Genomic DNA, 21,418 nt, shown 5'->3' with positions numbered 1-21,418 from the left:
GCGGTCTGGACGGACGCTTTTGGCCGCGATCAGCCCCATTGCAGGTGCAGGTCGGGGACGTGGAGGATGTTGCCCACGAAATAGGGAATCTGGAACCCGTCCTTGACCCGAAATTCGGGCAGGGTCGTGACAAATTCCTCCACCGCGATCTGCAATTCCAGACGCGCCAGATGCATCCCCAGGCATTTGTGGATGCCGCTGCCAAGCGACATATGGGGTGCCTTGCGATCGAAGCGGATCGCCTGCGGATCTTCGTAAAAGGCAGGGTCACGGCCGATGACGGGCGTGCTGAACGCAACATAGTCGCCCGGCATAATCATCTGCCCCTGAATCTCGATCACCTTGGTCGCGATGCGGAAGGCGGTGACGGGGGCGAAGGCGCGCAGAAATTCCTCCACCGCCAGCACGATCAGCGAAGGATTAGCGCGCAGTTCATTCTGCTTGTCGGGGTGGGTGGCGAGATAGGCGAAGATGTTGCCCAGCAGCGACGTCACCGTGTCCAGCCCGCCGATATAGAGGTTGAAACAATGGCCGAGCACTTCGTCGTCATTCCACAGGCGACCATCGACCTCGAACGTCAGTATCTTGCTGATATAATCGTCGCGCGGCGCAACCCGGCGGGCCTCTATCTCCTCCATCAGATAGTTTTTGACGCAGCGCACGGCATTGCCGCGCACTTCCCAGTCGTTACTGTGGAGCAGTTCCTTTTCCCATTTCAGGAATTCGGCCATCCGATCCTGCGGCAGACCGAGCAGGTCGAGCACGATGAAGATCGGGAATTTTTCGGAGAAGTCGGCGATGAAATCGCACGCGCCCTTGTCCTTGAACTGGTCGATCAGGGTGCGGGCGCGCTCGCGCACCTGGTCCTTCAACGCGAACATTTTTTGCGGGGCGAAATGGCTGTTGAGCGCCTTGCGATAGGCGGTGTGGACCGGCGGATCGGCCTCTGTCGGGATCACCAGCCAATTTTCACCGATATTCTGGGCCCATTTGCCCATGCCGTTTTTCGTGAAATTGTCGGCGTCGCGCAGCATCGCCTGCACGTCTTCGGCATTTTTGAGCAGCCAGCCGGGCTGGTCGCCGGGAAAGATGTTGGTGACATAGGTGACCGCCGGCAGGTCCGCGTGCATTTGCGGGATCAGCACTTCGTGCGGATTGTCATAGGTCACCTTGCGCGCGAACAGCGGCAGGGCCATCGCCAGTTCGGCAGGGACATGGGCTGGCAGGGGCTTTTGCGCGAGTGCGGTCATGGAAATCTCCGAGGGGTGAAAGGGCAAGGGTTCCCCTTGCCAAAGACAGGTGCGGCCATGGCCGCCCGCCACATGATGGCGGCGACGCGGATCAACCGCGAGACAAGGAGGCGATGGATATGAACGAGGCAGAGACGCTGGATCTGGAACAGGCGATCCGCGACAATTACCGGTTGTGGAACGAGGGCAAGCGCGAGGAGCTGGACCGTCTGTTCGCAGCGATGGGGCCGGACGGCTTCACCATCGAATATGTGGGCGCACCGGCGATCGACGGTCCCACCGCGATGGCCGACATGTGGACGAAGTATGGCGGCCAATGCATCACCGAACCGGCCGAGGTGATCGTCAACGGCAGCGAAGGCGCGGCCTATGTCGCCAATCGGCTCCAGACCCCGGACGGCGTCGTTACGCTGCCAAGCCTGGAAACCTACAAGGTCGAGGACGGACGGCTGACCATCCGCTATTTTCACCGGGCCGCGCATTAAGGATCGGCAGGCGGCGGGCATGTCAGTCCGCTGCCTGCATGAAGGCCAGGAGGTCGGCATAATGGGGCTGGTGGATCAGCCCGCCGCCAGAGATGGAGATATTCTCGCCGGTGATGTAGCGCGATTCGTCGGACGCGAGGAAGGCGACCAGCGCAGCGATATCGTCGGGCGTCCCAAACTCAGGCGTCAATATGTGACGTTGGATAATTTCCTTCAAGCCTGGCACCGTCTTTTCCAGAGCCTCGGTCAGCACAACGCCGGGCGCGATGCTGTTGCAGCGGATATTCTGCCGCCCATGCTGGGTGGCGACATATTTGGTGAGGCCGATGATCGCGGCCTTCGACGATCCATAGGCGATGCGGGCCAGGTCGCCCGCACTGCCCGAATTGGACGCAGTGTTGATGATCGACCCGCCACCGCCCGCGACCATGTGGGGAATCGCATATTTGCATCCCAGCAGATAGCCGGTCAGGTTGACGTCCAATATCTCGCGCCAGATGGCGATGGGGATGTCGACGGCGGTGGTGTCCTGCGGGCTTTTGGTCGGGTCCGTCATGGCCGCATTATTGTGCAAGATGTGCAGGCCGCCGAAATGATCGACGCAGCGGTCCACCAGCGCCTTGACCGAGGCGGGATCGGCCGCGTCGAACTGGACCGCCAGCGCCTTGTCGCCCAAGGGCTGCGCCGCGCGGACGGCCGCATCCTCGAACAGGTCGGCGATCACAACGCACGCGCCTTCGGCAACGAAGCGCCGAGCGACGGCGGACCCGATCCCCCCCCCGCCGCCGGTGATGATCGCAACCCTGTTTTCCAACCGCATCATACCAGTCTATTCTCCATGTTCAGCTTTGGGGAGAAAGCAGGTCGGCCCTCCCCCCAAGCCCCGTTCGGTCAGAATTTGAACGTCGTTTCCACGCCATAGGTGGCGGGCTGACCGACATAAGCCACCGCGATCCCCAGCGTCCGGTAGAGGTCGGGGAAGCGGCGCAGCAGATATTTTTTGTTGGTGATGTTGCGGCCGTACAGCGCGATTTCGACATTGGGATTGTCGAGTTTGAAGGCGATGCGGCCGTTGAAGATGCCGTAGCCGGGCACCTTGCCCAGCGCGTTTTCGACATCATAGGCGGCCTTGGTCGCGGCCGAAGCCTGATCCGCCGCCTTGACCGCGTCGAAATGCTGCGACCCGACATAGGCATAGGCCCCTGTCACGGCGAGCGTGCCGCCACCTACATCCAGCTTCTGCGTGGCGCTGATGTTGAGCTGCCTCTTGGGCAATTGCAGCAGCGGCAGGCCGCTTAAATCGACGACGCAGCCATTGACGACGCCGGCGGGGTTGGTGCAGCCGCTGCCCGCGACAACCTGCGTCTCGCTGAAGCTGCCCTTGACATATTTGCCGTTCTGCAAGCTGCCATTGGCGCTGAACGTCATCCCTTCCCACGGGATTACGGTGATTTCATTTTCGATGCCCCAGATGCGGACCTTGCCGTTATTCTGGATATATTGGGTGACGCCGATGCCGGGGACGAAGCTGTTGACGATCGCCTGATTATCATCCTTCCAGGTGTGGAAGATCGCGGTGTTGAAGCGCACGCGCCGGTCGAACAGGTCGACCTTCAGGCCCGCCTCGACATCCTTGACCTTTTCCGGCGAGAAGGCGGGAAGACCGCCGGCGCGTAGGTTCCAGCCGCCAGCCTTGGCCGCGCCGCGGGTGGCGAGATAGAGGAAGATATTGTCGGCCGCCTGCCAGTCGATGCCCAGGTTCCAGGCGGGATAGTTGAACTTGGCGTTCTGGACCTGGTTGCAGGTCGTGGGGGTCACCGGTTCCGATGGGGTGACCGTGCAGTTAATGCCGGTGGGCGTGCCTGCGACGGCCACATCATAGGGGCGGCCCAGAACCTGCGCATTGTGCAGCACGCTGTTGCGCGTGTCCCAGGTGTAGCGGAAGCCACCGACTGCGCGGATCGTAGGCGTGATCTCATAATAGGCCTGGGCGAACAGGCCGAACGTCTTGTTGGTGACGTCCGCGTTGGAGTCGCGGATCAGCCCGCCGAAAATCTGCGAACGGCTAAATTCATAGCCACTTTCCTTGCCAGCATAAGCGCCGGTGATGAAGCTCAGACTATCGGTGATGTCGCCTGATAGCTGGAGTTCCTGCGAGACATAATAGGAGCCAGACCCGGCGAAAGTGCCCAGCAGCGGGACGGCGGTGCCGTCCGTATCGCTGAGGCCATAGTTCATCGAGTGGCGATAGCCGGTAATCGATTTGAAGTTCAGGCCGCCCAGTTCGACATTGAGCGTGCCGGAAAAGCCATAGACTTCGAGCGTGTTGAACGGCTGCACGCCGTACAGCGCCTGCGCTTCGGGCGTCAGCGTGCCGATGCCCGCCGCGAGCGACGTGCCGGTGGCTGTATTATCCCACCAGTCGGCCTTCCTGAGCAGCCCCGCGGTCAGGCCGGGTTGGAAGGGGGCGGGAACGATGGCGGGGTTGAAGGCCCAGAGTGCAGTCTGCTGGCCATGATTGGACTGGCGGTTCCAGTCGCCCGACAGGGTGAAATCCCAGCCTTCGCCATCATATTTCAGCTTGCCGCGCAGGAATTTCGACCTGTTGTCGGCGAAATCGCGATTGTTGAGCGGGTTGGTGCCATAGCCTTCACGTTCATTTATCGCGCCGCTGACCCGTATGGCCAGACCCTGCGCCAGCGGCACGTTGACGCTCGCCGACACGCCCAGATTGTCGTAATTGCCATATTCGGCCTTGAACGTGCCGCTCAACTGATCGTCGGGATCGCTGGTGATGATGTTGATCGCGCCGCCGGTGGTGTTGCGGCCGAACAGCGTGCCTTGCGGCCCGCGCAGCACTTCCAGGCGCTGAATGTCCTGCAGATCGGTCATGCCAGTGGAGGGACGGGGAATATAGATGCCGTCGATATAGGTGGCGACGGCGGGATCATTGGCCAGGATCGGCTGGAGATTGCCCTGGCCGCGAATGGCGACGAAGACGATGCCGTCGCCGCCGGCCGAGCCGCGGCCGATGACCAGGCCCGGTGCGGTGCGTTGCAGATCGACGACATTTTCGACCTTGGCCGTGGTCAGCGCTTCCGGGCTGAGCGCAGTGACGGCGATCGGCGTCGTCTGAAGGCTTTCTTCAGTACGGCGGGCGGTGACGACGATGTCCTGAATGCCTTCCGCGCCGGACTGCGGCTGTTGAGCACAAGCAGGCTGCGCTATGGCGGCGATGAACGCGCCTGTGGCGATGGTTCCCAGAGTGACGGCCTTGGTCATAAATCCTCCCTGTTTATTTTTATGTTGGTGCCTAGTCGGGCACGTCATTACGGGATGATGCTAACGGAGCGGCGGTGGACCCTAAAGGGAGCGCGCCCTGATTGACTGTATCCCGACAGGTTTTGGCCGCTGCCCGACAGTTTGCGCGTCAATGCAGCTGGATCGGCAGGCAGCGATATTCCCTGGGCGTCTGGCCGGTTGCCGCGCGAAAGGCGGCAGAAAAGGCGGATGTGCTGCTGAAACCGCAGCGCCAGCTGACTTCCTTGATCCGGGCGGTGTCGCCGCGTAGTAATTCCTTGGCCAAAGCGATGCGGCTGGTCGCGACAAATTCGCCCAGGCTGACGCCGGTTCCATCCTTGAACACGCGCGCGACATGCCGCACGCTCATATTGCAGCCGCGGGCGATGTCCGCGACGCCCAGTGGGCCCGACAGATTGTCCATCACATAATCGACGATATGGCGCACCTGCCGCCCGCAGCGCGACATCCCCCCGCTCAGATCCTGCGGCCCAAGATGGCGGACGAGTTCGACCGCCAGGCCCATCAGCATGGACTGGATCAGCGTCTGGCTGGCGAAACCGGGGTTACGCAGTTCGGCCGCGAGCCCTTCAAACATGCGGCGCATAGCGATATTCTGGACGTCGGCGCACGGCTCCATCCCCTGGAGCGGGCGTTCGCCATCGAACAATTCGTCCAGAAAGCTGTCGCCCAGCACGACGCAGACCAGATGGCGTTCCTGCAAAGCGGGTTCGCCGACATATTGGCGGTGCGGCGGCATGTAGAGGATGTCGCCCGCCGCTGCACGCCGGTTCGGCCCGCCCATGCTGACGATGCTGCGGCGTGGCTGGCTGTCCAGCGAATAGTCGAGATAATGTTTTTCCGGGCTGAAGACGCCGCTGCAAGGCAAGACCCAGTCGAAGTGGCGTACATCGACCCGTGCATCGCACATGGTCGCATGCGCCTCTATATAGAAGTTTTTAACTCCGAACCTTTCCTGGCCGGTCCAATCGCTCTCCGGTCGAAACATCCTGTCCTCCGCCCGTTTCTATTTTTGCGTATGCGCCTGCATAGCCGGACTGATGCCGCCTGGCACTATCTTCGGGTAGGTATTCGCGTGGCCTTATCGCGACAGTATCTGGCCGAAGGGCGGCATAGCCCGGCGATGGTGCGCGCGCGCCCGACGGCTAGGCTGCGCCATCCTGATAATCGGAGAGGCCCAGCATGTATCATCCCCCAACGCCAAGAAGGGCCGCGCCATGAGAGCGCCCGGCGATGCGCGCCCCGACGCCCGCCCAGATATAGGTCGCTACCCCTGGTATGTGCTGGGGATATTGACGCTGGCGCAGACCTGCCACGGCATCGATCGCGCCGTCATCGGCCTGGTGCTGGCGCCGGTCGGGCGGGAATTCGCGTTGTCGGACGGGCAGCTAGGGATATTGGCGGGCTTTGCCTATGGCATCTTCTTCGCGCTGGCCGCCCTGCCCTTCGGCATTGCGGTCGATAGCTGGAACCGGCGCAACCTGATGGCCGCCGCGCTGACGTTGTGGAGCGGGGCGACCGCTCTATGCGGGCTGGCCACCGGCTTCTGGACGCTGGTGATCGGCCGCGCGGCTGTGGGCACGGCGGAGGCGGGTGGTTCCCCCACCGGCATGTCGCTGCTGAGCGATTATTTCGGCGAGGATCGCCGTGCGACCGCGATCGGCATCTGGTATCTAAGTTCGGGCATTGGCCTGGCCATCGCCTTCCTGGTGGGCGGCGCGATCGTTCAGAGCGCGGGATGGCGATGGGCCTTCGTCGCGGCCGGCGTGCCGGGGCTGCTGCTGGCGCCGATCCTGCTGCTGACAGTCCGCGAGCCCCGGCGCGGCGGGCTGGACGGCCCGGCCAAGCCGCAGCATAGCGAGCGCGGGGGCCTGATCCAGCGTATCGGCCTGCTCGCGGCGCGACCGGGGCTGCTTTACTGCATCGGTGCGATCGTGCTGATCGCGGCGGGGATTTACGGGATGAGCACTTGGCTCACCACCTTCCTGATCCGCGTCCATGTCATGCCGATCGGGCGGGCGGGCATGATTATCGCCATCGCCTATGGCGGGCTTGGGTCGCTGGGCGGTTTCCTGGCGGGCTGGGTGATCGATGCGATCAATCGGCGGCGTGGCGGGTTCGACCCTGCGCGGACCGCGCTGTTCGGCGCGATCATTCCGCTGCTGACCGCCATCACCGGGATCGGCACGATGCTGGTGCATGACCTGCAACCGATGCTGGTGCTGCTGATGGCCTGCGGCTTTTTGAGCGCATCCTATAACGGGCCGATCTATGCCGTGATCGTCACGATCGCGGGGCCGCGGCTGCGCGGTCTGGCGGTGTCGATGGTGCAACTAGGCGCAAACCTGATCGGCGTGGGGGCCGGCACCTATCTGATCGGTGCGGTCAGCGATTATGTGGGCGGGAATGAGGGCATCGCCTGGGGCATCGGCATCGCGATGCTGTTCACCTTTGCCGGTGGGTTAATGTTGCTGATGGCGTCGCGCGCGATACGGCGGGCGGCGGCGCAGGACGTGGCATGAAAAAAGGGGCGGGCTGGTCGATTATGACCGGGCCGCCCCTTTTGCTTCAGGATCGTTCGTTCATTCCGCAGCGGCGGCGCGTTCCTTGCGGCGGGCCTTGGCCGCTTCTATCCCACGGAACACGGCCGTCGTATTGCCAGCACCGGCGTAGAAGAGGAGGAACAGGGGCAGGAAATCCAGTTCCTCATCCGTGAATTCATCGTTGGTCAGGGCGCCGTTCATCTGGATTTCGACCAGGTCGGGCCGCCCCAGCATTGCCGTGGCCCCCAACACTAGCAGGCGCTTTTCGCGCATCGAGAAGATGTCGCTACCCCACAGATTAGCAAATTGATTGCCGACGATTTCCTGGTTGAAGGACGAGTCGCGGAACGGCAGCGTCATCGCCGACGTGCCCGGCCCATAGACCTTGTCGAAAACTTCCAGACCCTTTTGCCACTGGGCTTCGTCGATGCTCATGCTTTCTCTCCCATCACATCAGCTAGGCCAACGACGGCCTGGTCCGTCCGGCGCGCCAATTCGACCAGCGGCAGCGTAATGCCGTAGCTGCGCGCCAGATCGATCGCGGCGTCCAGATCCTTTATCATCAGCGCGCGGGTATATTCGCGGATCGCCGCCTCCTGATCGCTCGATGCCGGATCGTCGCGTATGGTCAGCATCAACGGGCCGCCCACGCTGTCGGAGCTGGCCTCGATCACGTCGCTCAGCTGGCGGACGTCGACACCGGCGTTGCGGCAAAGGACCGCCGCCTCATAGCCTGCGCGCAGGCCGCCGAAGACGATGACGTTGCGCGCGATCTTCGCCGCCATGCCAGCGCCGGGACCGCCCATATGCGCGACCAGCTTGGCAAAGCCTTCCAGCACCGGGCGCACCCTTGCGACGCCCTCGTCCGAGCCGCCGACCAAGCAGACCAAGCCGTTTTCGCGCGACTTGGGACCGCCGGTCACGCCGCTGTCGATCAGGTCGACGCCGGCCGCGTCGGTCAGCGCCCGGATTTCGTTCAGATCCTCGATCGATACGGTGGCGACCAGCACGATGCTCATGCCCGGTCGCGCCTGCGACAGCACGCCGTCCGGGCCGGACAGGACGTCGATCGTCTGCCTGGCATTCACCACCGCGATGATGACCACATCGGCCTGCCGCGCCAGTTCGGCCGGGCTGGCGACCACTGGCGGAACGCCGTCCAGCGTATCGGCCGCGTCCGCGCGAACGTCATAGACCGCCGCCAACTGGCTGCTGCGCGCCAGGCAGATGGCCACCCCCGCCCCGATCTGCCCCAATCCAATTACGCCTGCGTTTCCCATCCTCAACATCCTTTCCGCCGCCTGTTCGCGGTCCTGTGGTCACAATGGCGGCAGCGTGGCATAGCCATGGCCCCCACGTCATCCCGATCATCGCGGCGTGGCCGAACATCGACAGCTTTGCGGCCCGTCACGACGCATTTGCCTCCCCCGGCAGGTCTTTGGCGGCGAGCATATAGTGGATCACCGCCAGCACCAGGACGCAGGCGGCGACCTGCATACTCAGCTGCAGGCCGTCCGCCGAGGCGGCAAGACAGGCGGGTGTGGGCCGCGCGGAGGCCGATGCCAGGCAGTCGGCGGCATAATCGCCTGCATAGAGGAAAGCGGCGAGTCGGTCGCTGAGATAGCCCAGCACCACCGACCCCAGGCCTAGACCCGCGACCGTCTGGCCAAAGCTGTGCAGCGCGGCGGCCGAGGCGCGCATCCGCGGTTCGACCAGCGACTGGGTGATCGTCATGATCGCGGGAATGAAGGCGTAGAGCAAAGTGGTGGCCAGGAACAGGAAGCCCACTAGCCAGCGCCAGTCGCTCTGGTGGATGGCCAGCAGATAGAGCGGCAGCGCAAGGCCCACTGCGATGGCGGGAGCCCAGCCGCCCCAGCGCATGTCGCGCCGGATCAGACCGCCGATCAGATAACCGCCGCTGCCCTGCCCTACCATCGTAGCCAGGCTGAAGGAAAGCGCGAAGACCATGCCCGCCTGCGCCAGGGGCAGGTCGTAGCGGCGCACCAGCAGGGGAATGAGGAACAGGTTGGTGCCGAACCCGACCATGCCGACAAAGCCGCTGCCGAAGGTCAGGTGCAGGAAGGCGGGGGAGCGCCCCAGCCGCCGCAGCACCGCGCCGAAGGGGGGCGTATCCGCCCGGTCGCCCGCATCGGTGCGGACGGGTTCGGGGATAGTCAGGAACAGCAAGAGCGCCAGCAGCAACCCCGGCGCGCCGACCGCCAGCAAGGCCAGCCGCCAGCCGAAATGCTGGGCAATGGCGCCGCCGCCGATCGCGGCGATGGCGCCGCCCAAGGGCACGCCAAGCGCGATCAGGGAAAAGACGACAGCGCGGCGCGCCGGATCGAAACGGTCGGAGATCATCGACACTAGCGCGGGGGTGAAGCCGGCCTCTCCCACGCCCACGCCCATGCGGCAGAGTAACAGCTGAAGATAGCTGCCCGCCGCGCCCGACAGCGCGGTCATGAAGGACCAGAGCACGGTCACGGCGGCGATGATGCGCACCCGGCTATAGCGTTCGGCCAGCCGCGCCAGCGGGATGCCGAGCGCCGCGTAGAAGAGCGAGAAGGCGAGGCCGCCGAGCATCCCCAATTGCAGGTCGCTGAGTTGCAGGTCGTGGCGAATCGCTTCGCCCACCACCGCGATGATCGTGCGGTCGATGAAGTTGAACATGTAGATCGCGCCCAGCAGCAGCAGGAACCAGCGGTCGCGCGCGCCAAAACCGGTCTTCCCCATCCGCATTCCCTTTCAGCCTCTTCCCCGGCTTTGCGCCGATAGCACGATACAGATAGAACAGATTCTTTTCTATTTGTATCAGTTTCCTGTTGAAACCATCCCGCTGCTGCGGCAACAGATCGGCATTATCGACAGAAGGATTTTTGCATATGAAGACGATCATCATCGCGATCGCGGCGCTGGGCCTGGCGACGCCTGCGCTGGCCCAGGCCCCCGCGATCGACCGTAACGAAGCGATCTTTTCCGCCGAGGGGACCAAGATCGGCAAGATCGAAAAGGTGGTGACGGGCGATGACGGCGCGGTAGCCGCCGTGCGCCTCATCTATCGCGGCAAGTTCATCACCATTCCGGCCGCCACGCTGACCGCGAGCGACAAGGGCGTCACCACCAGCCTGTCGAACGCTGACCTCAAGAAGCTCTGAACCTTTGTAGCGGGCGGGGCGGCGGACCATGCCCCCCGCCCCCGCTTATAGGCAGGCATGGCGGCCACGCGGAACCCGCGTCAGGCCGCCTTGTCTTCGAGCGGGACGAGATTTTGCATGAATGCAGCGAAGTCCGGGCCAAGCTCTGGAATGGGCAGGCCCAGCTTTTCCGCCAGATAGAGCGTCATGAAATTATCCTGCAACGACCGGTTGGTGGCAGGGATATTGCCGATGCCGACTTGCCGGTCGAACGCGCCGACCGCGACCAACGCCATGCGCAGCGCGGCGACGATGTCGTAATAATCGAGATGCTGTGCCTTTTGCCCGGATGCGGCTTCCCAGATCGCGATCGTCTCGTCGCGGTCCGGCAATCCCTCCAGCCGGGTGACGCCGAAACGGCGGCCGAACAGATCGTCGAAATAGAGCCACCAGGCCAGGTCGAGTTCCGCGGGGCCCAGCGCGGCGAGTTCCCAGTCGATCAGCGCGTTGACGCTGCCGTCGGGCGCGAACATGACGTTGGACGGCGTTGGGTCGCCCCACAGCACGTTGACGCCCGCGTCCGCAGGCATATTCCCGCGGACATAGGCCATGGCGGCATCGACTATCGGCATCGGCCGGCCACGTCCCGCGGCCCGGTGCCAGGCTTCGAGCGCGCCGACATATTGGTCGAGGCCCGGCGCGCCATTTTCGGGCTGGGCGAGAAATTCAAAGCCATCGCGCCAGTCGATCGTCGCCAGGGTGGCGAAGGCGGCGATGGCGTTGGTGAAGCTGGCGCGGCGCTGGTCGGGGGTCATGTCGACCAGCCAGCCGTCGAGATTATAATTAGGTTTCTGCTTGGCGCATTCGCCGTCCACCTTGCCCATGACCAGGAAGGGCAGGCCCAATATGTCGGGTTCCAGGTGCATGCCGATCCAGGGCGGCACGGGCAGGTCGCCGCGCGCGTAGAGCGCCGCCATCATCTTGCCCTGTAGCGCCAGGCTGCTGCCGAACACGACTTCCAGGTCCATCGGCTGGCGGCGCACCACCAGCGTCTGATTCTGTGGCCCCGCCGGGTCGACATAATCGACGTCGACGAAGAAGATGTCGGCCGAAAAGCCCGCGCCCAGGGTCACGTTGAGTGGACAAACGACAATGTCGCGCCAGTCGGGCTTTTCGCTGGCCAGCCAAAGTTGCAACTGGGTAGTGATGCGGTCGGGCGTCAGATAGTCCATCGCCTACAGGCCCTTTGCCGCCAGCGCGCGCTTCAGTTCGGTGGTCAGCGGCCCCATATCCTTGGGCGAGGCGCCGTGGAGCAGGATTTCGTCCGCCCCCGCATCCAGAAAGTCCATCAGCTGATCGGCGCATTGCGCGGCGGTGCCGACAGCAGCGCCCTCGTCCAGCCAGTGTTGCGGGATCAGTTTGCTGACATCGACCAGTTCCTGGCGCGTATAGGCCTGATCGGCGGGTTTGCCGTTCAGGCTGGCGATCTTGGGATGGGCGCGGATCTGGTCCAGCACGCCCTTGTCCCAGCCGTTGATGTCCACGATCAGGTCGCCGAAACCGGGCAGTTCGAAATAGGTGATGGCGCGGCCGCCGACGACGGCTTCCTCCTCATCCTTGGGCAGGTCGGGGGCGACGATGATATTGTGGTAGATGCGGACCGCCATAGGATCACGCCCGGCTTTTTCCGCTGCGTCACGCACGATCTTCGTGCTGTTCTTCACCCCCTGCGCCGACACGAAGGGATGCAGCAGCACGCCGTCGCAATGTTCGCCGGCAAATTCTAGGCTTTTGGGGCCAATGGCGGTGAAGATGATCGGCGGCGGGGTGCCGCCATGGCGATCGGTCAGGCTGATCGCGGGGAATTTGCCCAGCACGCCTTCATAATCGACCTTCTCCCCCGCCCACAGGCGACGGCAGATGGAAATCAGGTCGGCCAGCCGTTCCATCGTGATCGGCGGCGATCCCAGCATCTTCATATAGGCCGGGACGGCGCGCGCGAACATCAGGCGGAAACGGTCGCCGCTCAACGCCTGCATCAGGTCCGCGACGCTAGCGGTGACGAGCGGGTGGCGCATCGTTGCGTACATGGTGCCGGTGATGCGGATCTTCGACGTCGCCTGCGACACGGCGCCTGCAAGGACGGCGGGTTCCTTCAGCGCATAGCGTTCGGAAATCCACACGCAGCCAAGGCCGATACGCTCAGCCTCCTGCGCTTCCTCGATACCCCGGCGCGGATCGCTGACCCGTCCAGGCAGGATATAGGTGCCGAACTTGTCGAACAGCGCCTGCGCGCCGGGTTCCATTGCTGCCGTCATATCCTGTCCTCTCAAATCTATAGAGACAGGATTGCCGCGCGAGCGACGCTTCGCAACCTGTCAAAGGACAGGCGCGGGATGCACTTCGACAGTGAGGCGGGTGAGTTTGAGGAACGCGATCTTCCATCCACCGTCCACGCGCACATAGCGTTCGGTGTAGTGGCCAAAGCCGGTGATCGATGCACCGCCGGGGATCGGGCATGTGCCGGGCGCCCAGACCACCCGGTCCTGCATGGCGGTGACGACATCGGCGCTATCGCCTCGCAGGGCGATTTCGGACGAATGGACCTGATGCGCGGTCTGCGCGTCGATGACGGCGGAGCGGACCTGCTCCAGAATCGCGGCATGGCCGGTGATCGGCGGGTTTCCGGTATCTTCCTGCACGTCCATCACTGCGTCGGGCGTGAACAGGGCGATGAAGCCGTCCCAATCCTTGGCATCGAGCAGGCGGCAATAGCGCGCCTTCACCTGACGGATCGCCTCATAATCTAGCAGCATGGCCAGTGCGTCGCTCATGATAATATCGACCTCACCAGATGACGCGCATATGGGCGCGCAATGTGCGCTCACGGATCGCGGCGTCGCGCGCTTCCGGCGTTACCAGCACCGTGTCGGGGGGCAGATGGCTGCGGACGTCGGCCAGCTTCACTTTGCGCATTGTCGGCGTGGGCCGGGCTTCGCTGTTGAACCAGCGGCCCTGGACAGCGCCGCTCGCATAGCCCGCCGTATCGAGCCAGTTATGGACGCCCGGATCGCGCGCAGAAATGACCGCGCGGAACACGCCGTCACCATCGATCACAGCCTGCGCATCGTTCAGGCTCGACTGGTTGTGATACCAGTCGGTCGTTTCATAGAGGTCATTGGTCAGGATGAGCGACCAATAGGCGACGTCGGCCGGGATCGCTACTGCGGTAATCAGCGCTTCGTCATCGCCCAGATCATAGACGCCCTCATAATAGGATTGGCGGGCAAGGCCGGTCATCTGCGAGAAGTCCACGACTTTCAGCGTGTTGATGAGGCCTTCGTCGCGCAGCTTCTGCACCTTATCGGGGAAGGCCAGGGCGCAGACCGCCGCGGTTTTCGGTATTTCGGCAAAGCGATGCGCCAGTTGCGCCAGCGTCGGGCGCCCCTTGGCCGCTTTGTCCGCATCCAGCCGGACGACGCCTAGGCGCGGTTCACGCTCCACGCCCCAGTCGCAACCGACGATGCGGACCATCAGCTTTTCGGTGTCCGGTTTCAATTCCCACCAGTCGCCGCTGTGGCCCTCCGGCCGGGTCGGCGAGAGGATGACGTCGAACGCGCCGTCCGGGCCGACGGCCAGATCGTCGAAATCATTGGCGTCCTGTGCAGGATGATGCTGGCCGGTGCGCAGGGTGTCGGGGCCAAGCTGCGCCAGGATCATCATCCGGGTCGTGCCGCGATCGCCCCGGATGCGATAGGTGCCGCCCTTTTCGATCAACGCCGCCTTGTAGATGGTGTCTGCATTGGGCTGAAAGATATTCTGGCAGATATTGAGTTCGGGCACGAAGATCGGATGGCTGCGGTCATGCATGATCGCGTCGTTGGTGGTGCGCAGGACGCTGGAAAGCAGCAGACGCATGGCCTCCTGCATCACCTGCGGGTCTTCATGCAGCCGCGCCGGGATGCGATCGCGCATTTGCTGGCCCAGCGGGCGCAGTTGGTCGAGCAACTGTTCCCATTCGTAGATCGCAGTGTCCGTCATCTCATTCTCCGCCAGTAACGAGAGTTTGCCGCAGCGCGTCGCGCCGATCGGCATCCACACCCGCCGCCTGAAAATAGCCGTCGATCCCGCCCCATTGCGACGCCACGACATCAAGCGCGCGGTTCAGGAAATCGGCATGGACGCCGATCAGCACCGCGACCATGTCGTCAGGCGGAACAAAGCCGAACGTCTTTTGCAGATCGCCCTTCAGATGGCCCGACATCACCAAATTCTGGCCGAACACATCGGACTTGCGATAATCTTCGGCGATCGCATCGCGCGGGACGCCCAGCAGGTCGAGGATCAGGGCGACCACCACGCCGGTCCGGTCCTTACCCGCCGTGCAGTGGACCAGCATCGGCGTGTCGCCCGCCAGCAGCGCGTCGACCATCGGCCCGACATGGGGCAGGAACGCCTGGGGCATCAGGCCATAATTATGAGTCATCACGGCGATGGCGCGCGCCTGTGTCGGGTCGCGGCCTAGCGTCATCCACATATCTTCGCCCTGCGCGCGCAGGTCGGTGTTCATGTCGAGATCAAGGATGCGGCAATCGGCCCCGCACCAGTCATGGGGCGCCTTTTCGCGCTCCATGTCCGAGCGGAGGTCGGCGACGGTGCGAAAGCCCAGTTCGGCCAGTTCGGCATGATGGTCTGCAAGGAAACTGGCCGGGCCTTCGGATCGGTACAGGATGCCGGGTCGCACCTGCCGGCCATCGCGGGTCGGCAGTCCGCCGATATCGCGGAAGTTGAGGCGGGACAGGGCAAGGGTCATGACGGACTTTCCAGTGGAGGGTAGGCAGGCACGATGCCGCGCATCTGGGCCAGCAGGTCCGGCGACATCCAGACATGTTCGACATAATGGCCCAGCGTGGCGCGCTCGTCGGTGTAGATGTAGCGCAGCATGTCGCCGATCGCCCCGTCGAACGCGACCGGATGCGTAGTTAGGTCGAGCGAGGCGACATGCGCGTCCCAGTTGGAGAGCGGACCGTCGATGCGGGCAGCGATATGGTGGAAGCGGATGGCCAGATCGTCGCCGCCGGGCAGGACGTCGCTAAACAGTGGCGCGGTGTCGCCAATCGGTTCGATCAGTTCGACCTCGACCCCGCCGACCAGCGCCAGCGCGATCTTGAGCACCGGCTTGCCCGCCGAGTTTTCGCCCGGCTGGATGTTCGACATTTCGAAAAAGCCCGGCGTGCCGTATTCGGCGGTCAGCCGGGCCATGGCGGCGGCCAGATCGTTGGTCACATAGGCGATCTGGCTATGATGGCTGTTGGGCCGGGCGAACATGCGCTTCTCCTATAAGGCGTGCCCGATCAGCCGCATCGCGGCTGGCCTGGCACCTGCCGGACGGTCAGTTGGCGAACAGCTTGCCACCGTCGATGACCAGCGTGTCGCCCGTATGATAGGCGGCCATGTCGCTGGCGAGATAGACGACAGCGCCTTCCAGATCGGCGGGCTTGCCCGCGCGGCCCAGTGGTGCTTTGGCCGCGACCATGTCAGCGAGCATCTGGCCGATGGCGGGGTCGGCAAAGGTCATGTCGGTTTCGATGAAGCCCGGCGCGATGACGTTGCAGCGCACTCCGATCGGACCCAGTTCGGCGGCTAGCGCCTTGGCCAGAGAATTAAGGGCGCCCTTGGCGATGCCGTAATGGGCCATGGTAGGTACGCCCTGAAAGATAGACCCGCTGCCGCAGATGATGAGTGACCCGCCCGGATCGCCGGCCTCAGCCCTTGCCTTCATATGCCGAGCGGTTTCCCGCAGCGCAAAGACTGCGCCATCGAGATTGACGTCGATCAGTTTGCGGTATGTTCCTACATCCATGTCGGTGAAGGCAACCTGGGTGGCGATACCCGCATTGGCGACCAATGTATCGACCCGGCCCATCGCGTCGAGCGCACGAGCAAAACCAGCTACGATTGCTGGTTCGCTGGCCACATCGACGCTGTCGGCAAACACTCGGACCCCATATTGACGCAACGCATGCGTTGCCTCTTCATTTCGATCCGAGCGACGACCCCACAGGATGATGTCGCTTCCTGCACGGGCCAGCCCCCTGGCATAGCCGAACCCCAGTCCCGAATTGGCACCAGTGACCAGCGCCACTTTGCCGCTAAGATCGAACAGATTTTCCGGCATAGCGTGTCTCCTGATAGCCGCCCGTCATGGGGCAGCGCTTTGGCGTAACAGTGTTGGGGAAATCACTCGGCGACAAGCATGCCGACTTTCGCAGTCACGCCAAAGGCATCGCAAAAACGCCTTGCTCTCAATGTAGCATCGTTTTCCGAAACTGTCGGGGGGTGATCCCGGTAGCTCTACGAAAAGCAGAAGAAAAGGCCGCTGCGCTATCGAATCCACACTCCCAGGCAACAACCTTAATTGCGGGCCCCACTTGGCGCAGCAACTGTCTGGCCCGATTGATCTTGCGATCTGTAACATAATGGGTGAGTGTCTGACCGGTGGCGGCGCGGAACTGGCGGAAGAAATGGCGGTTGGACAGGCCGCACTCCGCTGCCAGATCGGCGACGGTCGGGGGCTTGCCGGGTTGTTCGATGCGATCGGTGATCCGCCGGACCTGCGCACGGGACAGCCCGGAGCGTGCGCCCTCTTCCTTGACCGAAAGGCGCAGATAGCGTTGCAGATCGACCCAGGCCTGCACCCACAGGGCCTGCGCCAGCATATCGCTACAAAAGCCCGGCGCGGCGATCTCGTCCGCGATGCGCCGCAGCCCGTCGCGTACGGCCGGGCTGCGGACGTCGAGCGATGCCTGCAAGGCCGCCTCCGACATGGCCATATCTTCGCCGTCGAACGCTGCGCCGTCGAAGCCGCAGCAGATCGACGTCTGTTTTCCCTCTCCCCAGGCGGTGTGCAGCGGCGTGCCGGCCGGAATGAAGAGGATATCGCCCAGTGCGTTGCAGGGCGTGTCATAGCCGCCGCAGGGTGGGCCGGGACGGGGCGACAACGCCAGGTCGAGAAAGCTGCGGGGCGAGGAGAAGACGCCCGCCTGCGCCCCGCGAAAACGGTAATGGTGCAGTTCCATTACCAAGCCCGGCAACGCGATCCGCCCATTGACTGTGCAGTCGATGGCGGACGTGACGGGCAGGTCATAGACTTGGGAAGCAGCGTCCATTCATCCTCTCCGCTTGGGCCTTTCCCTGACCCTTTGGCGCGATGGCGTAGCAATTGGCGCAGCGGCGATGGCCCCGCACCTTGCCGACGACAGGGTCGGCACGATTAGATGCGCCAACAAAAACAGGAGAGCGACATGGGCAGTTCCCCGCAAGATGTGGCCGCACGCTGGAACATCATCGACATTACCGATCTACATCATCCGGTGCTAACTGAGGTTCAGAAACAGGTGATGGCCGGGGCCGAGGCGGCGGCGGACCAGATCGTGTTCCAGCCCGCGTTCATATTGGGCGCGGCGCAGGCGCAGACCGGCCTGTCGGATTTCGGCGCGGCGGATTTTCGCGAACGGTTGGCGGTGTGGTGCCAGGCGATCGACGAGGATGCCAATGCGTCCGCCGTCGCCCGCGCCACCCTGTTCCAGATGATGATCCGCTATGCCGCGACCCGGTTGCGGATCGAGGATATCGTCAAGCGCCACCCGGAGATAGTGGACATCCCGATCGAGCGGCCGATCATCGTCGCGGGCCTGCCGCGATCGGGCACGACGCATTTGCTGGGGCTGTTGTCGGCCGATCGCCGTTTCCGGTCGCTGCCCTGGTGGGAGGCCATCGCGCCGGTGCCCGCGCCCGACGAGGCGCCGACGCCCGACGACGCCAATCCGCGCTGGACCAAGGCGGAACAGGGGTGGCGGATGATGGAGTCTATCCTGCCGCACATGGCGATCATGCATGAATTTTCGCCCGACCATATCAGTGAGGATATCGAGTTGCAGGCGCCCGATTTCTCCTCCTACCTGATCGAATGGCTGGCAATGGTGCCGCGCTGGCGCGACTATTATCTGAGCCATGACCAGTCGGGCACCTATGCCTATCTGAAGAAGGCGTTGCAGGTACTGACATTCCTGAACGGCCCCAACCGCTGGGTTATCAAATGCCCGCAGCATATGGAGCAATTGCCCGCGCTGTATAAGATCTTCCCCGACGCGACCTTCGTCATCACCCATCGCGATCCGGTGGGGTCGATCCGGTCGCAACTGACCATGTATACTTACGCAGCGCGGATGTTTCGCAAGTGGGTCGATTTACAGGAGCCGCTGGGCTATTGGCCCGACCGCTATGAGAGGCTGTTGCGCGCCTGCGTGCGGGACCGCGACATATTGCCGCCCAATCAGACGATCGACGTCTATTTCCACGATTGGATCAAAAATCCCGATCCGATCCTGAAGGAAATTTACCGCATCGCCAACATCCCCCTGACCAATGAGGTGCTGGCCGACCTACATCTCTATCTGGCCGAGCATGGCGAGCAGACGAAGGGCAAGATCGTCTATGACCTGGAACGCGATTTCCATGTCACCGCCGAAGAGTTGCGGCGGCCCTTCACCTTCTATTTCGATCGGTTTCCGGTTGCGATCGAAGTGAAATAGAGCGCGTCCCGCCCTGTCTTCCGGCAGGCAGGGCGGCGTGTCCGTGTGCATAAAGCTGGTCGACCATTCCGATTCCAGACGAGGAATATCATGCCCGAACTGAACGTCATCACCCGCGACGGCACCTGCAAGACGATCGATGCGCCCGCCGACATTTCTGTGATGGAAGTCATCCGCGATGCCGGCTTCGACGAATTGCTGGCGCTGTGTGGCGGCTGCTGTTCGTGCGCGACCTGCCATGTCTATGTCGACCCCGCGGTCGCCGCGAGCCTGCCGCCGGTCACGGAAGATGAAAGCGACCTGCTCGACGGATCGTCGCATCGCAACGACCTTTCGCGCCTGTCGTGCCAGATCATGTTGACGCAGGCCCTGTCGGGCATGACCGTCACGATCGCGCCCGAAGATTGACGGCAGCGCGGGTCAGGCGACGGGCGGCAGCAGCGCGGCGAGCAGGAAACCGGCCAGCCGGTCGGCCTGCGCGGCGGCATGGGCGTCATCGACTTCGCCCCCTGCCCCCAGCCGCTGTTGCATCGGCACGGCGGAGAAGTAGAAGCCCACCCCCTGTACCAGCAATGCCATCAGCGCGGGGGTGGACAGATCGTGCACCGGCCGTTGCCGCCGCACCGCGTCCAGCAGATCGTCCAGTCGCCGCTGGAACGGCAGCACGAAATGTTCGACGATATGGTCGAGCCGCCAGGTCGAGCGGCATCCTTCGACATTGGTGAGCGAGACGATGTCGCCATTGCGGGTCGCCCAGAGGCAGAAGCGCTGGATCAGGTGGCGCAGGCGGACTTCGGCGTCTGCGGGTTCGTCGAACGCGGCTTCGACGAAGGGCGATGCCTGCGCCATGCGCCAATCGACTGCGCGGACCCACAAATCCTCCTTCCGCCCGAAGCGGACGTTGAGCAGATTATGGCTGACGCCCAGCCGCTTGGACAGGTCGCGCAGCGTCGTCCCTTCATAGCCGCGTTCGGCGAAGGTCGCGAAGGCAAGCCCAAGCAACTGGTCCTCATCCAAGGCCTGGACGGCATTGAGGGCGGGGCGGCCACGGGCGCGCTGGGGTCGATCGAGCATCTGCTGATCCATAGTGAAAAGACGTTGACATATAAATTGTCATACGTCAATTTAATCGCAGGAGTAAGGATAACCGCTATGAGTCTCGATACCGATCTTTGGTGGGCCGTCGCCCGGTCTGAGGAAGTCACGTCCAAAAAGCCGCTGTCGGTGGACATTGGCGACCAGCCGGTGGTGCTGTGGCGCGACCATCAGGGCATTGCCCGCGCGCTGGAGGATCGCTGTCCCCACCGCCGCGCGCCGCTGTCGCTGGGCTGTATCCGCGACAACGGGCTGATCCAGTGCGGCTATCATGGCTGGAGCTATGATGGCGAGACGGGGCGGCTGAAAGAGATCCCAAACATGAAGGATCAACAGAAATTTCCGCCGCTTTACAAGGCCAATGCCTTCGGCGTCAGCGAACAGGCCGGCTTCGTGCGCGTCTGCCTGAACCCCAAGGCAGAGGCGCCACTGAGCGCTGACCCTAAATATGGCTATATCGGCACGGTCAACGTCAGTTGCGGCCATCAGGAATATCTCGATGCCCTGTATGACGATCCCGCGCTGATCCTGGCGATCCGGGGCGTGCGGTTCAGCCCCTATATCATGTCCGAACTGCATGAAGAGGGCGGGATGCTGGTGATGGAGCGCAGTTGCCAATGGCACCCGCTGCATTGGCCATCGCATTTCGTCGCCGAATTTCCGCTGACGCTGCTGACCCGCACCCATCCGCTGACCGGCGAGACGCGTCTGACGCTGCGCGACGACGCCTTCAACGACCTGCTCCATGCCGTGCTGTCCCCCGTCCCTGCAGCGCGCGGCGTGACCGCCGTGCGCTGGCGCGCGGAACTGGGCGTGCGTCGGCCGGGGCTGCGTGGCGCGATGCTGCGCGGGGTCAATCCGCTGACCGTCCTGTCGTCCATCGACGGATCGAAGCTGCGGACCACCAAGCCGACCGTATCGCTGCATGGCGAGGATTTGCGCAACGCCCTGCTCGACGCGCCGCAGGACACCCACGACCAGACCGTAGCGGCCTGA

General features: G+C 63.5%; 22 protein-coding genes. 6 read left to right on the top strand and 16 right to left on the bottom strand.

Annotated features, from left to right (window positions below; all coding sequences use genetic code 11):
- Positions 1 to 29: 29 nt before the first annotated feature.
- Entirely contained in the window at positions 30 to 1,250 is a 1,221-nt protein-coding gene (locus ACZ2HM_RS21955; RefSeq protein WP_037475556.1) for a cytochrome P450, read from the bottom strand.
- Positions 1,251 to 1,369: 119 nt separating this feature from the next.
- Here ACZ2HM_RS21955 and ACZ2HM_RS21950 point away from each other — a divergent pair, with 119 nt between their 5' ends.
- The gene (locus ACZ2HM_RS21950; RefSeq protein ID WP_470427015.1) at positions 1,370 to 1,735 is read left to right on the top strand and encodes a nuclear transport factor 2 family protein; all 366 of its coding nucleotides are present in this window, start codon (positions 1,370 to 1,372) and stop codon (positions 1,733 to 1,735) included.
- A gap of 22 nt (positions 1,736 to 1,757) precedes the next feature.
- Here the strand turns inward: ACZ2HM_RS21950 and ACZ2HM_RS21945 are convergent, their stop codons facing one another.
- The 3 genes from ACZ2HM_RS21945 to ACZ2HM_RS21935 form a co-directional block, all read right to left on the bottom strand.
- Positions 1,758 to 2,558 carry an SDR family NAD(P)-dependent oxidoreductase gene (locus ACZ2HM_RS21945; protein WP_470427014.1) on the bottom strand — a complete coding sequence of 267 codons (801 nt, stop codon included), beginning with the start codon at positions 2,556 to 2,558 and terminating at the stop codon, positions 1,758 to 1,760.
- Between the two features lie 68 nt (positions 2,559 to 2,626).
- Positions 2,627 to 5,017 (bottom strand): TonB-dependent receptor, encoded by a 2,391-nt coding sequence (locus ACZ2HM_RS21940; RefSeq protein WP_470427013.1) that lies wholly within the window; start codon positions 5,015 to 5,017, stop codon positions 2,627 to 2,629.
- Between the two features lie 148 nt (positions 5,018 to 5,165).
- Positions 5,166 to 5,966, bottom strand: a complete 801-nt coding sequence (locus tag ACZ2HM_RS21935) for an AraC family transcriptional regulator (RefSeq protein ID WP_313922014.1) — start codon at positions 5,964 to 5,966, stop codon at positions 5,166 to 5,168.
- Between the two features lie 307 nt (positions 5,967 to 6,273).
- On the opposite strand from ACZ2HM_RS21935, the gene ACZ2HM_RS21930 reads away from it, so the two are divergent.
- On the top strand, positions 6,274 to 7,578 hold the full coding sequence (locus ACZ2HM_RS21930; protein WP_470427012.1) for an MFS transporter: 1,305 nt from the start codon (positions 6,274 to 6,276) through the stop codon (positions 7,576 to 7,578).
- Between the two features lie 60 nt (positions 7,579 to 7,638).
- On the opposite strand, the gene ACZ2HM_RS21925 is transcribed toward ACZ2HM_RS21930, so the two are convergent.
- From ACZ2HM_RS21925 to ACZ2HM_RS21915, 3 genes are all read right to left on the bottom strand, one after another.
- Positions 7,639 to 8,034 (bottom strand): carboxymuconolactone decarboxylase family protein, encoded by a 396-nt coding sequence (locus tag ACZ2HM_RS21925; RefSeq protein ID WP_037479741.1) that lies wholly within the window; start codon positions 8,032 to 8,034, stop codon positions 7,639 to 7,641.
- Positions 8,031 to 8,879 (bottom strand): NAD(P)-dependent oxidoreductase, encoded by an 849-nt coding sequence (locus ACZ2HM_RS21920; RefSeq protein WP_470427011.1) that lies wholly within the window; start codon positions 8,877 to 8,879, stop codon positions 8,031 to 8,033. The genes ACZ2HM_RS21925 and ACZ2HM_RS21920 overlap by 4 nt, the downstream gene beginning before the upstream one ends.
- Before the next feature lie 127 nt (positions 8,880 to 9,006).
- Entirely contained in the window at positions 9,007 to 10,332 is a 1,326-nt protein-coding gene (locus ACZ2HM_RS21915) for a spinster family MFS transporter (RefSeq protein WP_470427010.1), read from the bottom strand.
- A 149-nt stretch (positions 10,333 to 10,481) separates the two neighbouring features.
- On the opposite strand from ACZ2HM_RS21915, the gene ACZ2HM_RS21910 reads away from it, so the two are divergent.
- The gene (locus tag ACZ2HM_RS21910; protein WP_470427009.1) at positions 10,482 to 10,754 is read left to right on the top strand and encodes a hypothetical protein; all 273 of its coding nucleotides are present in this window, start codon (positions 10,482 to 10,484) and stop codon (positions 10,752 to 10,754) included.
- 80 nt (positions 10,755 to 10,834) lie between these two features.
- Here the strand turns inward: ACZ2HM_RS21910 and ACZ2HM_RS21905 are convergent, their stop codons facing one another.
- The 8 genes from ACZ2HM_RS21905 to ACZ2HM_RS21870 all read right to left on the bottom strand — a co-directional run bounded on the left by ACZ2HM_RS21905 (position 10,835) and on the right by ACZ2HM_RS21870 (position 17,902).
- Complete coding sequence (locus ACZ2HM_RS21905; RefSeq protein ID WP_470427008.1) at positions 10,835 to 11,965, bottom strand: phosphotransferase family protein; 1,131 nt, start codon at positions 11,963 to 11,965, stop codon at positions 10,835 to 10,837.
- 3 nt (positions 11,966 to 11,968) lie between these two features.
- The gene (locus ACZ2HM_RS21900; protein WP_470427007.1) at positions 11,969 to 13,051 is read right to left on the bottom strand and encodes a TIGR03857 family LLM class F420-dependent oxidoreductase; all 1,083 of its coding nucleotides are present in this window, start codon (positions 13,049 to 13,051) and stop codon (positions 11,969 to 11,971) included.
- Positions 13,052 to 13,111: 60 nt separating this feature from the next.
- The gene (locus ACZ2HM_RS21895; protein WP_037479728.1) at positions 13,112 to 13,567 is read right to left on the bottom strand and encodes a nuclear transport factor 2 family protein; all 456 of its coding nucleotides are present in this window, start codon (positions 13,565 to 13,567) and stop codon (positions 13,112 to 13,114) included.
- Between the two features lie 13 nt (positions 13,568 to 13,580).
- Positions 13,581 to 14,774, bottom strand: coding sequence for a DUF1214 domain-containing protein (locus ACZ2HM_RS21890; protein ID WP_463266090.1), 1,194 nt, complete (start codon positions 14,772 to 14,774; stop codon positions 13,581 to 13,583).
- Between the two features lies 1 nt (position 14,775).
- Entirely contained in the window at positions 14,776 to 15,546 is a 771-nt protein-coding gene (locus ACZ2HM_RS21885) for a tyrosine-protein phosphatase (RefSeq protein WP_037479726.1), read from the bottom strand.
- Positions 15,543 to 16,061 (bottom strand): VOC family protein, encoded by a 519-nt coding sequence (locus ACZ2HM_RS21880; RefSeq protein WP_037479724.1) that lies wholly within the window; start codon positions 16,059 to 16,061, stop codon positions 15,543 to 15,545. Before ACZ2HM_RS21880 ends, ACZ2HM_RS21885 begins: the two co-directional genes overlap by 4 nt.
- A 64-nt stretch (positions 16,062 to 16,125) precedes the next feature.
- Entirely contained in the window at positions 16,126 to 16,911 is a 786-nt protein-coding gene (locus ACZ2HM_RS21875; protein WP_037479722.1) for an SDR family NAD(P)-dependent oxidoreductase, read from the bottom strand.
- Between the two features lie 127 nt (positions 16,912 to 17,038).
- Positions 17,039 to 17,902 carry a helix-turn-helix transcriptional regulator gene (locus ACZ2HM_RS21870; protein ID WP_470427006.1) on the bottom strand — a complete coding sequence of 288 codons (864 nt, stop codon included), beginning with the start codon at positions 17,900 to 17,902 and terminating at the stop codon, positions 17,039 to 17,041.
- A 135-nt stretch (positions 17,903 to 18,037) separates the two neighbouring features.
- Here ACZ2HM_RS21870 and ACZ2HM_RS21865 point away from each other — a divergent pair, with 135 nt between their 5' ends.
- Both ACZ2HM_RS21865 and ACZ2HM_RS21860 read left to right on the top strand, forming a co-directional pair.
- Positions 18,038 to 19,327 carry a sulfotransferase family protein gene (locus ACZ2HM_RS21865; RefSeq protein WP_470427005.1) on the top strand — a complete coding sequence of 430 codons (1,290 nt, stop codon included), beginning with the start codon at positions 18,038 to 18,040 and terminating at the stop codon, positions 19,325 to 19,327.
- 90 nt (positions 19,328 to 19,417) lie between these two features.
- Complete coding sequence (locus ACZ2HM_RS21860; protein ID WP_470427004.1) at positions 19,418 to 19,735, top strand: 2Fe-2S iron-sulfur cluster-binding protein; 318 nt, start codon at positions 19,418 to 19,420, stop codon at positions 19,733 to 19,735.
- Between the two features lie 12 nt (positions 19,736 to 19,747).
- Here the strand turns inward: ACZ2HM_RS21860 and ACZ2HM_RS21855 are convergent, their stop codons facing one another.
- The gene (locus ACZ2HM_RS21855) at positions 19,748 to 20,401 is read right to left on the bottom strand and encodes a TetR/AcrR family transcriptional regulator (protein WP_235209595.1); all 654 of its coding nucleotides are present in this window, start codon (positions 20,399 to 20,401) and stop codon (positions 19,748 to 19,750) included.
- 78 nt (positions 20,402 to 20,479) lie between these two features.
- Here ACZ2HM_RS21855 and ACZ2HM_RS21850 point away from each other — a divergent pair, with 78 nt between their 5' ends.
- Entirely contained in the window at positions 20,480 to 21,418 is a 939-nt protein-coding gene (locus ACZ2HM_RS21850; protein ID WP_470427003.1) for a Rieske 2Fe-2S domain-containing protein, read from the top strand.

The sequence above is a fragment of the Sphingobium sp. KKT206 genome (assembly GCF_055640555.1).
Note: the sequence above shows the minus strand (reverse complement) of the source record. Positions and strands in the feature narration are given on the sequence as shown.

Bases quoted from the DNA above. Each gene is read 5' to 3' on its own strand.
- ACZ2HM_RS21875 (WP_037479722.1), bottom strand. From the start codon at position 16,911: ATGCCGGAAAATCTGTTCGATCTTAGCGGCAAAGTGGCGCTGGTCACT.
- ACZ2HM_RS21915 (WP_470427010.1), bottom strand. From the start codon at position 10,332: ATGGGGAAGACCGGTTTTGGCGCGCGCGACCGCTGGTTCCTGCTGCTG.
- ACZ2HM_RS21905 (WP_470427008.1), bottom strand. From the start codon at position 11,965: ATGGACTATCTGACGCCCGACCGCATCACTACCCAGTTGCAACTTTGG.
- ACZ2HM_RS21890 (WP_463266090.1), bottom strand. From the start codon at position 14,774: ATGACGGACACTGCGATCTACGAATGGGAACAGTTGCTCGACCAACTG.
- ACZ2HM_RS21935 (WP_313922014.1), bottom strand. From the start codon at position 5,966: ATGTGCGATGCACGGGTCGATGTACGCCACTTCGACTGGGTCTTGCCT.
- ACZ2HM_RS21920 (WP_470427011.1), bottom strand. From the start codon at position 8,879: ATGGGAAACGCAGGCGTAATTGGATTGGGGCAGATCGGGGCGGGGGTG.
- ACZ2HM_RS21900 (WP_470427007.1), bottom strand. From the start codon at position 13,051: ATGACGGCAGCAATGGAACCCGGCGCGCAGGCGCTGTTCGACAAGTTC.
- ACZ2HM_RS21945 (WP_470427014.1), bottom strand. From the start codon at position 2,558: ATGATGCGGTTGGAAAACAGGGTTGCGATCATCACCGGCGGCGGGGGG.
- ACZ2HM_RS21870 (WP_470427006.1), bottom strand. From the start codon at position 17,902: ATGGACGCTGCTTCCCAAGTCTATGACCTGCCCGTCACGTCCGCCATC.
- ACZ2HM_RS21885 (WP_037479726.1), bottom strand. From the start codon at position 15,546: ATGACCCTTGCCCTGTCCCGCCTCAACTTCCGCGATATCGGCGGACTG.
- ACZ2HM_RS21865 (WP_470427005.1), top strand. From the start codon at position 18,038: ATGGGCAGTTCCCCGCAAGATGTGGCCGCACGCTGGAACATCATCGAC.
- ACZ2HM_RS21925 (WP_037479741.1), bottom strand. From the start codon at position 8,034: ATGAGCATCGACGAAGCCCAGTGGCAAAAGGGTCTGGAAGTTTTCGAC.
- ACZ2HM_RS21855 (WP_235209595.1), bottom strand. From the start codon at position 20,401: ATGCTCGATCGACCCCAGCGCGCCCGTGGCCGCCCCGCCCTCAATGCC.
- ACZ2HM_RS21955 (WP_037475556.1), bottom strand. From the start codon at position 1,250: ATGACCGCACTCGCGCAAAAGCCCCTGCCAGCCCATGTCCCTGCCGAA.
- ACZ2HM_RS21940 (WP_470427013.1), bottom strand. From the start codon at position 5,017: ATGACCAAGGCCGTCACTCTGGGAACCATCGCCACAGGCGCGTTCATC.
- ACZ2HM_RS21910 (WP_470427009.1), top strand. From the start codon at position 10,482: ATGAAGACGATCATCATCGCGATCGCGGCGCTGGGCCTGGCGACGCCT.
- ACZ2HM_RS21880 (WP_037479724.1), bottom strand. From the start codon at position 16,061: ATGTTCGCCCGGCCCAACAGCCATCATAGCCAGATCGCCTATGTGACC.
- ACZ2HM_RS21895 (WP_037479728.1), bottom strand. From the start codon at position 13,567: ATGAGCGACGCACTGGCCATGCTGCTAGATTATGAGGCGATCCGTCAG.
- ACZ2HM_RS21860 (WP_470427004.1), top strand. From the start codon at position 19,418: ATGCCCGAACTGAACGTCATCACCCGCGACGGCACCTGCAAGACGATC.
- ACZ2HM_RS21930 (WP_470427012.1), top strand. From the start codon at position 6,274: ATGAGAGCGCCCGGCGATGCGCGCCCCGACGCCCGCCCAGATATAGGT.
- ACZ2HM_RS21950 (WP_470427015.1), top strand. From the start codon at position 1,370: ATGAACGAGGCAGAGACGCTGGATCTGGAACAGGCGATCCGCGACAAT.
- ACZ2HM_RS21850 (WP_470427003.1), top strand. From the start codon at position 20,480: ATGAGTCTCGATACCGATCTTTGGTGGGCCGTCGCCCGGTCTGAGGAA.